Source organism: Vibrio coralliilyticus ATCC BAA-450, from assembly GCF_000176135.1.
GTDB lineage: Bacteria > Pseudomonadota > Gammaproteobacteria > Enterobacterales > Vibrionaceae > Vibrio > Vibrio coralliilyticus.
The window spans coordinates 1066031-1078253 of sequence record NZ_ACZN01000018.1 but is presented as its reverse complement, the minus strand read 5'-3'; the positions used below and the strand labels follow the sequence as shown (position 1 = coordinate 1078253).

The 12223-nt window shown below is 47.7% G+C and carries 15 protein-coding genes and 1 pseudogene; 3 read left to right on the top strand and 13 right to left on the bottom strand.

What is annotated here, in order from left to right; genetic code table 11:
• Nucleotides 1-20: 20 nt before the first annotated feature.
• The 13 genes and pseudogenes from VIC_RS24385 to flgA all read right to left on the bottom strand — a co-directional run bounded on the left by VIC_RS24385 (nt 21) and on the right by flgA (nt 10647).
• On the bottom strand, nt 21-458 hold the full coding sequence (locus tag VIC_RS24385; RefSeq protein ID WP_006963078.1) for a DUF2753 domain-containing protein: 438 nt from the start codon (nt 456-458) through the stop codon (nt 21-23).
• 116 nt (nt 459-574) lie between these two features.
• Nucleotides 575-991, bottom strand: a complete 417-nt coding sequence (gene gloA / locus VIC_RS24380) for a lactoylglutathione lyase (protein ID WP_006963077.1) — start codon at nt 989-991, stop codon at nt 575-577.
• A gap of 12 nt (nt 992-1003) precedes the next feature.
• Nucleotides 1004-1645 carry an endonuclease III gene (gene nth, locus VIC_RS24375; protein ID WP_006963075.1) on the bottom strand — a complete coding sequence of 214 codons (642 nt, stop codon included), beginning with the start codon at nt 1643-1645 and terminating at the stop codon, nt 1004-1006.
• Between the two features lie 33 nt (nt 1646-1678).
• Complete coding sequence (locus VIC_RS26945) at nt 1679-2371, bottom strand: electron transport complex subunit E (protein WP_019277143.1); 693 nt, start codon at nt 2369-2371, stop codon at nt 1679-1681.
• Nucleotides 2364-2998 (bottom strand): annotated as a pseudogene (gene rsxG, locus VIC_RS26940) (electron transport complex subunit RsxG). Before rsxG ends, VIC_RS26945 begins: the two are co-directional and overlap by 8 nt.
• Before the next feature lie 8 nt (nt 2999-3006).
• Nucleotides 3007-4053: an electron transport complex subunit RsxD gene (gene rsxD / locus VIC_RS24365; protein ID WP_006963070.1), complete on the bottom strand. Its 1047-nt coding sequence runs from the start codon at nt 4051-4053 to the stop codon at nt 3007-3009.
• Nucleotides 4053-6824, bottom strand: coding sequence for an electron transport complex subunit RsxC (rsxC, locus tag VIC_RS24360; RefSeq protein ID WP_006963068.1), 2772 nt, complete (start codon nt 6822-6824; stop codon nt 4053-4055). The genes rsxD and rsxC overlap by 1 nt, the downstream gene beginning before the upstream one ends.
• 8 nt (nt 6825-6832) lie before the next feature.
• Nucleotides 6833-7417 (bottom strand): electron transport complex subunit RsxB, encoded by a 585-nt coding sequence (gene rsxB / locus VIC_RS24355; protein ID WP_006963067.1) that lies wholly within the window; start codon nt 7415-7417, stop codon nt 6833-6835.
• A complete protein-coding gene (rsxA, locus tag VIC_RS24350; protein WP_006963066.1) occupies nt 7417-7998 on the bottom strand; it encodes an electron transport complex subunit RsxA in 582 nt (193 codons plus the stop codon). Before rsxA ends, rsxB begins: the two co-directional genes overlap by 1 nt.
• 268 nt (nt 7999-8266) lie before the next feature.
• A complete protein-coding gene (locus VIC_RS24345; RefSeq protein ID WP_006963065.1) occupies nt 8267-8959 on the bottom strand; it encodes a lytic transglycosylase domain-containing protein in 693 nt (230 codons plus the stop codon).
• Nucleotides 8956-9399 carry a flagellar protein FlgN gene (flgN, locus tag VIC_RS24340; protein ID WP_006963064.1) on the bottom strand — a complete coding sequence of 148 codons (444 nt, stop codon included), beginning with the start codon at nt 9397-9399 and terminating at the stop codon, nt 8956-8958. Before flgN ends, VIC_RS24345 begins: the two co-directional genes overlap by 4 nt.
• Before the next feature lie 18 nt (nt 9400-9417).
• Nucleotides 9418-9699, bottom strand: a complete 282-nt coding sequence (gene flgM, locus VIC_RS24335) for a flagellar biosynthesis anti-sigma factor FlgM (RefSeq protein ID WP_006963063.1) — start codon at nt 9697-9699, stop codon at nt 9418-9420.
• Nucleotides 9700-9849: 150 nt separating this feature from the next.
• Nucleotides 9850-10647 (bottom strand): flagellar basal body P-ring formation chaperone FlgA, encoded by a 798-nt coding sequence (flgA, locus tag VIC_RS24330; RefSeq protein ID WP_006963062.1) that lies wholly within the window; start codon nt 10645-10647, stop codon nt 9850-9852.
• A gap of 78 nt (nt 10648-10725) precedes the next feature.
• Here flgA and flgB point away from each other — a divergent pair, with 78 nt between their 5' ends.
• The 3 genes from flgB to flgD are packed head-to-tail and all read left to right on the top strand — an operon-like array spanning nt 10726 to nt 12205.
• Nucleotides 10726-11088, top strand: a complete 363-nt coding sequence (gene flgB / locus VIC_RS24325; protein WP_006963061.1) for a flagellar basal body rod protein FlgB — start codon at nt 10726-10728, stop codon at nt 11086-11088.
• 2 nt (nt 11089-11090) lie between these two features.
• Nucleotides 11091-11525 carry a flagellar basal body rod protein FlgC gene (gene flgC / locus VIC_RS24320; RefSeq protein WP_006963060.1) on the top strand — a complete coding sequence of 145 codons (435 nt, stop codon included), beginning with the start codon at nt 11091-11093 and terminating at the stop codon, nt 11523-11525.
• Complete coding sequence (gene flgD, locus VIC_RS24315) at nt 11525-12205, top strand: flagellar hook assembly protein FlgD (RefSeq protein ID WP_006963059.1); 681 nt, start codon at nt 11525-11527, stop codon at nt 12203-12205. Before flgC ends, flgD begins: the two co-directional genes overlap by 1 nt.
• The last annotated feature ends 18 nt before the right edge of the window (nt 12206-12223 follow it).

The following is a 12223-nucleotide window of genomic DNA, read 5'->3' as shown; positions in this document are numbered from 1 at the left end:
TTTTTTACTGTTCATTCCGATTAGTTAAGTCGGAACTTAGCGATTAGGTTACAGTTAGTGGCAGTGTCTATATCCTGCACCAGTTTCGCTATCTTAGGATTTGGGTGTCGTTTCATGAATTCGATCAGCGCTTTTTTACAGCAGCCCATTGAGTCGACGAAGGCATCACAGTCGCTGTTTGGACATTGAGGCACCAAGGTAAGGACTTTTTCTGAAGCTAGCTGAAGGTATTTGAGTTCGTATTTAGTATCGCCAACCGTTCGCCAAAACGAAGCCATGTTGTGACAGGAAATCACAGAGATCATCAGTCGGTCTTCAACATCAATCTCATTGGAATCACCAATTCGCTCACTTAACGTCAGCGCTTGTTGGTAGTGAAGGATGCTACGCAGGTGATCATCATCGTTCATTGCTAAATCAGCCAGTAGCGTGTGTTTTTCCCACTCGGTGATGCCCATTGTCTTATAACTCTCCGAATTCACAATATTTCGAGATTAAATGATAATTATTATCATGTAAAGTAAAAATAATAGGGCAGCTAAATGCTGCCCTATAGAATCAATGGTGGAGGCGATTATCCCTCAAGGCCTGCCGACGCTTGTTTGTTTTGGATAAGTTCCAGCATATAACCATCAGGATCTTTTACGAAAGCAATATGAGTTGTTCCGCCTTTTACAGGTCCCGGTTCACGAGTGACATTGCCACCGGCGGCTTTGATGGCATCACAGGTTTTGTAGATGTCTTCAACACCAATCGCGATATGGCCGAATGCGCTACCCAAATCGTATTCTGTTGTGCCCCAGTTGTAAGTCAGTTCAATCACAGCACCTTGAGATTCATCACCGTAACCCAAGAAAGCGAGAGTGTACTCATACTCTTTATTTTCGTTGGTGCGTAGTAGCTGCATTCCCATGACTTCAGTATAAAACTGAATTGATTTATCTAGATCACCTACACGTAGCATGGTGTGTAAAATACGCCCGTTTGACATTGCCTTGCTCTCCTAGTTTTCTGGGTAGACTTTTTCTTTAAATTCGCACAAATCTTCGATGATACAACTGCCACAACGAGGTTTACGTGCAACGCAGGTATAACGCCCATGAAGGATCAACCAATGGTGTACATCGAGTTTGAATTCTTTGGGTACGACTTTGAGTAGCTTTTCTTCAACCTGATCGACATTTTTCCCCATCGCAAACTTAGTACGGTTTGAGACGCGGTAAATATGAGTATCAACGGCAATCGTCGGCCAGCCAAACGCAGTGTTGAGTACAACGTTGGCGGTTTTGCGCCCAACACCTGGCAGAGCTTCTAGCGCTGCTCTGTCTTCGGGTACTTCACCATTATGTTGGTCAAGCAGGATACGGCAGGTTTTAATTACGTTCTCTGCCTTTGAGTTAAACAGGCCGATAGTTTTGATGTACTCTTTGACGCCATCGACACCCAAATCAAATAACCCTTGCGGTGTGTTAGCCACAGGGTAAAGTTTGTCGGTCGCTTTATTCACGCTGACATCGGTAGCCTGCGCGGACAAGAGCACAGCAATTAAGAGTTCGAAAGGTGTACTCCAGTTGAGCTCAGTCTGAGGGTTTGGGTTGTTCTCCCTCAGACGTTCCAGTATTTGTACTCGTTTTTCTTTATTCATTTTGAAGCTGCTTTCCAGTGTGTAAACCAGATATTACTGGTTAGTGACGCGAGCTCGTTCAATGGTCGGTTTTTCTTGTTTTGGCTGACGAGCTTCTAGTTGTTTATCTATGATGTTTTTCAGTGCAATGAGTAACCCAACGCCAATAAAGGCACCAGGCGGAAGTAGCGCCAGTAAGAAGCTGTTATCAAACTGGAATATTTCAATGCGCAGGGCACTTGCCCAGCTGCCAAGCAATAGGTCAGCGCCATCAAATAGGGTGCCGTTACCAATCACTTCACGCATGGCACCTAAGACAACGAGGACGCTGGTCATGCCTAGGCCCATCCAGAAACCATCTTGTGCAGAAGGCAATAAATCGTTCTTCGAAGCAAACGCCTCGGCTCGGCCAATGATGATACAGTTAGTCACGATAAGAGGGATGAAGATACCCAAAGACAGGTAAAGACCGTAGGCGTAGGCGTTCATCAGCAGTTGAACACACGTTACCAGAGCAGCAATGATCATTACGAAAACTGGGATACGTACTTCTTTTGGCACGTAATCACGTACCAGAGAAACGGTGACGTTAGAGCCGACCAAGACCAGTAAGGTAGCGATGCCTAACCCCAAAGCATTGGTCACTGTTGAAGACACAGCCAACAACGGACAGAGACCCAGCAGCTGAACTAGTGCCGGGTTGTTGTCCCACATACCGTTTTTAATCAGTGTTTTGTGATCACTCATTGTTGCCTCCACAATTGCGTGGCTGGTTCTGATTTGTGCACGATTTTTGTTCACAAATTGTACTGTATTTTTCACTGCTTTGACGACGGCTCTCGGGGTAATTGTTGCGCCAGTAAACTGATCGAATTGCCCACCATCTTTACGTACTTTCCAATCGGCTTCGTTTTCTGGCGTAACTTTCTTGCCAGCAAAGCTCAGGATCCAGTCGGTAACTCGTAAGTCAATTTTGTCCCCTAGTCCAGGTGTTTCTTGATGACTCAGAACTCGTGACCCTAGAACCATCCCATCTTGCTTGATGCCAACAATGATCTTGATTGCGCCGTTATAACCGTCTGGGGCGATCGCCTCTATGGCCAATGCTGTCGGCTCGCCATTTTTACTCGCCATATAGACGGGCATAGCTTCATCAGTTCCCAAAGCGGGATCTGAGACCATTGTGCAGGACTCGTACAAGCTGTTGTCATGCATCTCAGGAGGAATCACTTGGTTGAGTACAGACAGCAGTTGAGCCTGTTCTTGCTGGCTGATTTGGTCTTTAGTCAAATAGTGCGTGAGCGCAACGACACCTGTTGAAGCACAGGCGAAAATCGCGAGTATTGCACCGTTCTTGCGAATAGCGTTTAACATGCTGCTCCTTAGTGGCCGTACGTTCGAGGCTTAGTGTAGTAATCAATCAAAGGCACACACATGTTGCCAAGCAGTACTGCGAAGGCGACACCGTCAGGGAAGCCGCCCCAGCTGCGGATAATGAATACCATAGCGCCAATGAACGCACCGAAAATCAGTCGGCCTTTCACCGTCGTAGACGCAGACACTGGATCAGTGGCAATAAAGAAAGCGCCAAGCATGGTCGCTCCGGAGAGTAGGTGGATCAGCGGAGACGCCGTCTCTCCCGGAGTTAAGATAGCAAACAAGCCGCTCATCACCGTCAAACTGACAACGAAGCTAACCGGAATATGCCAGTTAATGACTTTTAATTTGATCAGCAGTAGGCCACCCACTAGGTAGGCTAAGTTAACCCACTCCCAACCGATACCTGCCAGACCACTGAACTGAGGCTGGTGGAGAGCTTCTGCAGCGGTATTACCTGTATGGAGTGCGGTCTTGAAGGCATCGAGTGGCGTTGCCATGGTAATGCCATCTACACCTGTTCGAATCTGCTGAAGTGATAAGCCATCAAGATTGAAACCAGTGAAAATCAGTGAAAACGCATCGCCTAAAGAGCTCGTTGTCGGTTGCAGTTCGGTAGGTGAGATCCAACTGGTCATTTGTACCGGGAAGGAGATCAGCAGTACAACATAAGCAACCATTGCGGGGTTAAATAAGTTTTGGCCAATACCGCCATAGAGGTGCTTCGCTATCAAAATCGCAAAAATAAGACCAATGGTGATGAGCCACCACGGCGACAGAGGTGGAATCGCAACCGCAAGCAGCCACGCAGTTACAATCGCGCTATTGTCCCGCAATGCCGACATCGGATGGCGTTTACGAGCCAACATGACACCAGCCTCAAGCAAAAGCCCAAGAATGATGGCAAAGCCGAGCTGAATTAATGTTCCCCACCCAAAAAAGTAGGTCTGGGCGAATAAGCCGGGTAATGCACACAGCGCTACCCATTTCATCAGGTCGGGGGTGCTTCTGCGACTATGAGCGTGGGGTGAGCTGGCAATGAAAAAGGCCACTACTCGTTCTCCTCAAATTTATTATTCTGTTCGCGTTCAGCTTTGCGTGCTTTGGCGCGTGCGATAGCGGCAGCCACAGCCGCTTTCTTCGGATCCTCTGCGGCTACTTCTGTGCTTTCAGGTACTGCTGTGACGGGTTCCGATTTGCCTTCCCGCTGAGCTTTACGTGCTTTGGCACGCGCAATGGCGGCAGCAACCGCGGCTTTCTTCGGATCCTCTTCGGCAACTTCAGCGCTTTCAGATTCAGTGGTGACGGGTTCCGATTTGCCTTCTTGCTGCGCTTTACGTGCTTTAGCGCGCGCGATTGCGGCAGCTACAGCAGCTTTCTTAGGATCCTCTTCGGCTACTTCGGTGCTTTCAGGCTCAGCGGTGACGGGTTCTGACTTACCTTCCTGCTGCGCTTTACGTGCTTTAGCACGCGCAATAGCGGCAGCCACCGCGGCTTTCTTTGGATCCTCTTCGGCAGGCTCAGTGCTTTCAGGTTCTGCTTCCTGCTGCGCTTTTCGTGCTTTGGCACGTGCGATAGCGGCAGCGACCGCGGCTTTCTTCGGATCCTCTTCGGCAACTTCAGCGCTTTCAGATTCAGTGGTGATGGGTTCCGATTTGCCTTCTTGCTGCGCTTTACGTGCTTTAGCGCGCGCGATTGCGGCAGCTACAGCAGCTTTCTTCGGATCCTCTTCTGTCACTTCAGCGCTTTCAGGCTCAGCGGTAATTGGTTCCGATTTACCTTCCTGCTGTGCTTTACGTGCTTTAGCGCGTGCAATAGCGGCAGCGACTGCCGCTTTCTTCGGATCCTCTTCGGCTACTTCAGCGCTTTCAGGCTCAGTGGTTACTGGTTCCGATTTATCTTCTTGCTGCGCTTTGCGTGCTTTAGCGCGTGCGATAGCGGCAGCGACCGCCGCTTTCTTCGGATCCTCTCCTGCTTCAGCGTTTTCCGGTTCAGCGGTGACGGGTTCCGGTTTACCTTCTTGCTGCGCGGCTTTTTTCGCTTTAGCGCGCGCAATAGCTGCTGCAACCGCATCTTTCTTATCACCGGATGAAGTGGTTGGCGTAGCCTCTTGAGTCTTCTGAGCTTTTTTCTCTCTTGCCTGACGTTTGCGTTCTTCACGCAGTTTTGCCATTTCAGAGTTGTCTGGCTCCGCATCACCTGCTTGCATCGCAGCCGCTTGCTTAGCTTTCGCTTTAGCGATTGCGGCCGCTACCGCAGGTTTAACTGCGGGTTCATCTGATTTCGCTTCAGATTTCTGTGCTTTTACGCGCGCAATGGCTGCAGCAATGGCATCATCGCCACCGGTTTTCTTCATATCTTTGCGACGATCATCTGCCGCTTTCTTGAATCGATTCTCGCGCTCGGCTTTATCACGCTCAAGTCGCGCTTTCTTCTCTTCAAAGCGGATTTTAGCGCGTTCAGCGGCTTCGGACTCTTCTTTGCGAGTACGCATCTCAGCTTTGGCTTGGCGGTAGTATTGCACCAGCGGGATTTCACTTGGGCAGACAAAGGCACAAGCGCCACATTCGATACAATCTTTAAGGTTGAGCTCTTCGCATTTGTCGTATTCCTCTGCTTTTGCATGCCATTGAAGCTGCTGAGGGAGCAGTGAAGCAGGGCAGGCCTCGGCACATTGACCACAACGGATACAGGCCATTTCGTACTGATTGGGTGAAATCTCTTTACGAGTCGGAGCCAGAATGCAGTTCGCGGTTTTGGTAATCGGAACGTTGGCATGGGGCAGCGTAAAGCCCATCATAGGGCCACCCATGATTAGGCGAGGCAGTTTTTTATCGGCTTTATAGCCAAACTCGTCGAGCAGTGATTGAACCGGTGTACCAATCAGTGCTTTGACATTACGCGGCTGTTTAAAGGTATCTCCGGTCAGAGTAACGATTCGATCAACCAGAGGTTCGCCATCACAAACAGCACGCTTAATGGCTTGCAGCGAACCAACATTTTGCACTAACAATCCAATATCCGCTGGAATACTGTTTGCTGGTACTTCTTTGTTGGTCAGTATTTTTATCAACTGCTTTTCACCACCCGATGGGTATTTGGTGGGGATGACGCGGATGACGATGTCTTTATGCTCTGCGGCTTGTTCTAACGCTTTGATGGCTTGAGGTTTGTTGTCCTCAATACCAATAATGGTCAGCTTAGGATTTAAGATGTGTTCAACAATCTCGATGCCTTTAATTACTTCATCGGCATGTTCTTGCATCAACATGTCATCGGCGGTGATGTAAGGTTCACATTCTGCAGCATTAACAATCAGAATCTCTGTTCGAGCCAATCCAGCTTGGATCTTTTTCGCGGTTGGAAAGCCTGCGCCGCCCATACCTGAAACGCCAGCCTGACGAATAATCTCAATCAATTCGTCTGGTGTACGTTGGGTAAAGTCGTTATCTGTTTTTCGTTCAATCCAGCGATCTTCACCATCTGGAGAAATGACGATACAAGTTTCTGCCAGACCGGATGGGTGGGCTGTAGTACGAGACTCTATCGCTGTGATTTTACCGGATGTTGGTGCATGGACCGGAAGCATGAAGCTGGTGTCGTATTTAGTCAGCGGCTGACCTTTGAGTACTTGCTCGCCAACTTCCACTGTGATCGTGCCCGGTTTACCAATGTGTTGCTTCACTGGCAGAACGATTTCTTGTGGAATACTCGCTTTGGCAATCTCGCTTTTAACCGACTGCTTTTTGTTTTCTGGTGGGTGGACACCCCCTGGGAAATCCCAAAGTGCGCCTGACTTAATTTGTTCGATGAGTGACAGCATACCAGTCCTTAATTCACGCCATTCTGCGACTTGGCAGAATCGGTAATATCAACAACAGGAATGGCGTCCAGTTGCCACTTCCAGCTCGCTGTAGTGGTTTCTACAGGAATCATTTCAATACAGTCCGTTGGACAAGGTGCAACACACAGGTCACAACCGGTACATTCGTCTTTAATCACCGTGTGAAGAGCTTTAGTACCGCCAACAATCGCATCAACCGGACAAGCCTGAATACACTTAGTGCAGCCAATGCACATGTCCTCATGAATAAATGCGACGGTTTTGACGTTGTCATCCAGATCGTGTGCCGAGTCTGTTGCTTCGACGCCCATAAGATCGGCCAGCTTCTCGATAGTTGCCTGACCGCCAGGAGGACACTTGTTGATCTCGTCGCCATTCGCAATCGCTTCTGCATAAGGGCGACAACCCGGGTAGCCGCACTGGCCACACTGGGTTTGAGGCAAAATGTTATCAATCTGGTCGACAATCGGGTCTGCTTCAACTTTAAAGCGGATCGAGGCAAACCCTAATATGGCGCCAAACAGTGCCGCAAGTGCTGCTAGGGCCAGTACAGCAATAAGAATAGCGCTCATTACAATTTCACCAGTCCAGTAAAGCCCATGAATGCTAGCGACATCAGACCGGCGGTGATCATGGCGATTGATGCCCCTTTAAATGGCGCAGGTACATCGGCCGCTGCGATACGCTCACGCATAGAGGCGAAGAGGATGAGAACTAGTGAGAAACCGACTGCTGCACCAAATCCATAAATGATAGATTCGATGAAATTGTGGTTTTCGTTGATGTTAAGCAGGGCGACACCTAAAACCGCACAGTTGGTTGTGATCAGCGGCAGGAAAATCCCCAATAGGCGATAGAGCGTCGGGCTGGTTTTATGCACCACCATTTCGGTGAACTGAACCACAACGGCGATCACCAAAATAAAGCTCATGGTACGCAAATATTCCAGCCCCAAAGGTTCAAGAATGTAGCTTTCCACAAGATACGAGCACACTGAGGCTAAGGTCAGGACAAACGTGGTTGCCAACCCCATTCCGATTGCTGTTTCCAGCTTCTTGGAAACGCCCATAAATGGACATAGGCCCAAAAACTTCACCAGTACAAAGTTGTTGACCAGCACAGTGCCGACCAGCAACAAAAGATATTCGGTCATAATTATATATTTAAGAGAATCCGATCCCGATATTATCCTGCTTTGCTGAGTCAATAACAACCAACGAAAGCTAGGGTTTTGTATTGTTGAATAAAAATTATACGGGATATTCCCGTTATCGGGGCTAAATTAGTGGCTAAACCTGTAAAAACCATCGTTAAGCAAGGATATCTTTAGAGCTGTCGGGCATTAAGGTTGAAGTACTAATAGCTTGAGAGCATAAGCAACTGTATCGAGTTGTTAACGTATCTGATTAGCCGTTGAGTCTTTATAAGGTGATGAGTGGTGGAAGAGGAGATAGATCGACAAGCGGCGACTGGTTAAATTCGCCAAATAAAAACAGTGTATTAGGCTGTTTTTCAAGTAGTCTCTCTATCTCAATCAAGCTTCGCAGGGCATAAAATCGATGCACATATTGTGTCGTTTCTGAAGGTAGCGCGAGTGTAGAAAACTGTCTGCTGCCAGACTTTTTAATGGCACGGGATACTCGGCCTTCCCCAGCATTGTATGCCGCAATGGTGAGTGCCAAATCATCAAACTTATTGTGCAAAAACGCCAGATATTCGATGGCTGCCTCAGTACTGGCTTGAATGTCAAATCGTTGATCTTGGCTGGCATCGATTTTAAGGCCGAAGCGTTGTGCTGTTGCAGGCATAAGTTGCCATAACCCTGCTGCATTGGCGTGAGAGACAGCTTTAGGATCATAGGAAGACTCTAGCATGGGTAGCAATATCAGCTGTGATGGCAAGGATTGAGATGATAACTGCTTGGCGATGTCCTGAATCAGAGGTCGGTTAACCGCCAAACGTTGTTCTATTTGCTTTTTATAGGGTGTCAGGATAGCCAGTTCGTACTCAAATTCAGTAAGTAAAGGTGAGGCGTTGAGAGGGTATACAGTACAAAGATAAACCGACAAGAGCTTGTACAATGCCTCTTTCCAACCATTGCGAACATTGATCATCTCAACGATGGCTGTTCTTCATAGGTATGTTGGCTTGGTTGAGTGACATGACACATCAGTTCATGAAAACTGGCAGAGCTGTGGCCGTTCTCTTGATTGAGTGCGTGACACTGCTTAACCAGAGATTCTAATTCGCGCCATTGTGCATGAACTTTGCCTGACAACGACGGCGGTAATACAGAAAAAAGTTTGCTGATACCGGCTTGGTCGCTAGTCAGCCGTAAAGCTTTCATGGTCTGGCTACGTTCAGTTGCATGTAGATCAAGCTTTCTAAGCAATGGTTTTTGCTCGGCAAGATTTTGGTTGAGTTTCGCTGCATCAAAAGACAAATACAGCGATTTTTGCTCTTGTAACAGTGTCGCTAATTGGCGATACGACTTGATGTCATCGCCTATGGAGGTGAGAAAGCGCTGAATCATGCGAGAGGTTTCAGATGCCATATTGAACTCCAGCCTGCGTTACTCGTGACCAGTATGAAACTGTAGAACCGCTTGAGATAGCGCTTTGGTATCCAGTGCCAACTCGCCTTTTACCAGCGCATTACGGACTTGTTCAACCTTTTCCATATCTACGTTAGGCAGTGATTGCATTTCTGCCTGTGCTTTGTCGATTGCAGCAGTATTGGTATTGACCATGGCTTCTGAAATCGGTTGAGCAGCCGAAGATTCTGCGGGTTTCTTGGAAGCTTGGTTTAGGCTGGTTTGGGGTACGTGGCCGCCTGCAACTTTGTCGATTTTCATCAATGGGTTCCTTAGTCATCGTGGTTACAGGTTTAATGCGACCATGATGCGCGAAACATTAAGTCAAAGTAATCACTTTTTTATATCTACCTGAAATGATTATCTCTTTACGAGTCATAAACAACGAAAATGATAACCGGAGTCCAAAAATCAGAATTGGGTCTGTACCTGATTCAGTCCGGTGACCACCGCTTTTATGACTTTTCCTGAAGAACTGTTCTGCACATCAATTTGTTCACCACGCGTTCCTTGCTCAAGGGCGACACCTTTGGTGGATGCAGTAAATCCGTTTTTGGAGGCGGTAATCACCACTTGATTACCTTTCGCGACCAGAGGTGTGGACTCTAATTTTCTCGGATCTAATATCTGGCCCGAGCGTATGCGCCTAGAGGCAACCATGCCGGAAACTTGAGATAGCTGGGTGAAGAAATCTTGCTCCCGATTAAGGGTTCTCTTTTCAAGCTTAAGGTTCATCGGTGAAATCGCTTGGTCTCGATTGATGCCTGTTTTGGTGACGACCACATTGAGTGTCAGCGCAGATTTGATGGCGACATTGATACGCCAGTTCGCTGAGGGTACATCGCAGCTGACGGCACGTTTTAGGTTGCCGACAGGGAGCACTTTGTTGTCGATACCTGAAATATTCAGTGGTTTGGGGCACATAGGTAGATGCTCTGCAGCAGCAGGGACGCGAATATCGTAATCGAGTTGATAGTCTCCCCAGTGATTGTTGTCGGCTTGAGTCTGGACCTGTTGTCTAAAGTCGGCCTCTACGGCTTGAATAATGGATTGCTTGGCGCCGATATTTTCACTGCTTAAAACGGCCTGACTGGACAGCACGGTACTGACTATTACAGCCCAGTTTAGAGAGGAAGCAATTCGGTTCCTCTGGCTTTTCAATACTTCCGTAATGCGGAAATTGAATTTCCTTTCTTTTTTGTAAGTCATTGATTTTGTTTTGTTATTTTTGTGGCATGCATCTTGTCTTATTCATCCTTATTCGAGCCGATTTTAAAGGAAAGAGACATGGCAATTTCATTTGAAAATGCGTTGGGTGTTCACCCTGATGCGCTGAATTTTCGGGTTCAGCGTACCAAAGTCCTTGCCAGTAACCTAGCAAATGTTGATACCCCTGGGTATCTGGCTAAGGATCTGAGTTTTACTACTGTAATGAATCAGTTATCACCTCATGGAGTGAACAAACCCGTACCTAAACTGCAGGTCTCTTCTATGTACTCGATTCCTTATCAGAACAGTAAAGATGGCAACACAGTCGAGTTGGGAGTTGAACAGGGCAAATTCACACAAAACAACATGGACTTTCAGACCAGCCTGACCTTTCTGAACATGAAGTTTCAGGGACTGGCGAAAGTGATAGAGGGGCGTTAATTATGTCATTTACCGATATTTACTCGATTGCTGGCTCAGCAATGAACGCTCAGACAGTACGCTTGAATACTGTCGCGAGTAATCTCGCTAACGCGGATGCTGTCTCTGCCAATCCAGATGACGCGTACAAGGCGCTAAAACCTGTGTTTGCTACGGTGTACAGCAAAACTCAGTTGTCAGCTAGTAAAGAGAGTTACCCAAATGCTGAAGTGAGAATTGTCGATGTTGTCCAAAGCGCAGGTCAGGCGGAAAAACGCTTTGAGCCGAGTAACCCGCTGGCTAACGACGAGGGGTATGTTTACTACCCAGATATCGACGTTGTGTCTGAGATGGCAGATATGATGTCAGCCACCCGTAGCTTCGAGACCAATGTTGAAGTGCTTAGCAATGTAAAAAGTATGCAGCAAGGCCTGCTTAGACTAGGGCAGGGCAGCTAATGAGCATCGCTTCTTACAACGCTTTATCTTCTGACACTCCAGTAGGCTCTGGGGCAAATACCACCTCGGTGACTGGTAACCCACAAGATGCCAATAGTGCGACATCGTTAGAAAACGAATTCATCAGCTTGATGGTGGCACAGATTCAGAACCAGGATCCGCTTAACCCACTTGATGGCACTGAGTATGTTAGTCAATTGGCACAGTTCTCTCAGGTACAAAGTACAGAGAACATGGCGTCAATGATGCAAAACAGCATGGTTTTGCTCGATAACATGCAAGTTCTGTCTACGGCCGGGTTGGTTGGTCAGACGGTTTTTGTTTCTGGTAATGAGTTTGAAATGGGTGACGCGGTTCAAGGTGGAAAAATTGAGCTTCAACATCCTTCAAGCCAAGTCAACCTGGTTGTTACCGATGAGTTCGGCCAGTCAACCAAAGTGCCTTTAGGCGCTCATCCCGCGGGTGACGTGGATTTTAGTATCAACCCTGAAGAGCTCGGTCTTAAACCAGGAAAATATACGGTATCTGTTCAGGTTCAGGAGGGGCAATCTGCTCCAAACATTCTTTTAGCCGGTCAGGTTGAGCAAGTTCGTATCCCAAGCTCAGGCGGCGCAGCGTTCGTTAACATCGAAGGTGTTGGCAGCGTACCTTTCTATCAAATCACTCAGTTTGGTGCTTAACCAATAAGGAAGACAGAG

Coding starts and splice junctions, on each gene's coding strand:
- nth (WP_006963075.1), bottom strand. CDS start 1,645: ATGAATAAAGAAAAACGAGTACAAATACTGGAACGTCTGAGGGAGAAC.
- VIC_RS26945 (WP_019277143.1), bottom strand. CDS start 2,371: ATGAGTGATCACAAAACACTGATTAAAAACGGTATGTGGGACAACAAC.
- rsxC (WP_006963068.1), bottom strand. CDS start 6,824: ATGCTGTCACTCATCGAACAAATTAAGTCAGGCGCACTTTGGGATTTC.
- VIC_RS24385 (WP_006963078.1), bottom strand. CDS start 458: ATGGGCATCACCGAGTGGGAAAAACACACGCTACTGGCTGATTTAGCA.
- VIC_RS24345 (WP_006963065.1), bottom strand. CDS start 8,959: ATGATCAATGTTCGCAATGGTTGGAAAGAGGCATTGTACAAGCTCTTG.
- flgA (WP_006963062.1), bottom strand. CDS start 10,647: ATGACTTACAAAAAAGAAAGGAAATTCAATTTCCGCATTACGGAAGTA.
- flgB (WP_006963061.1), top strand. CDS start 10,726: ATGGCAATTTCATTTGAAAATGCGTTGGGTGTTCACCCTGATGCGCTG.
- flgN (WP_006963064.1), bottom strand. CDS start 9,399: ATGGCATCTGAAACCTCTCGCATGATTCAGCGCTTTCTCACCTCCATA.
- rsxA (WP_006963066.1), bottom strand. CDS start 7,998: ATGACCGAATATCTTTTGTTGCTGGTCGGCACTGTGCTGGTCAACAAC.
- gloA (WP_006963077.1), bottom strand. CDS start 991: ATGTCAAACGGGCGTATTTTACACACCATGCTACGTGTAGGTGATCTA.
- flgC (WP_006963060.1), top strand. CDS start 11,091: ATGTCATTTACCGATATTTACTCGATTGCTGGCTCAGCAATGAACGCT.
- flgD (WP_006963059.1), top strand. CDS start 11,525: ATGAGCATCGCTTCTTACAACGCTTTATCTTCTGACACTCCAGTAGGC.
- flgM (WP_006963063.1), bottom strand. CDS start 9,699: ATGAAAATCGACAAAGTTGCAGGCGGCCACGTACCCCAAACCAGCCTA.
- rsxB (WP_006963067.1), bottom strand. CDS start 7,417: ATGAGCGCTATTCTTATTGCTGTACTGGCCCTAGCAGCACTTGCGGCA.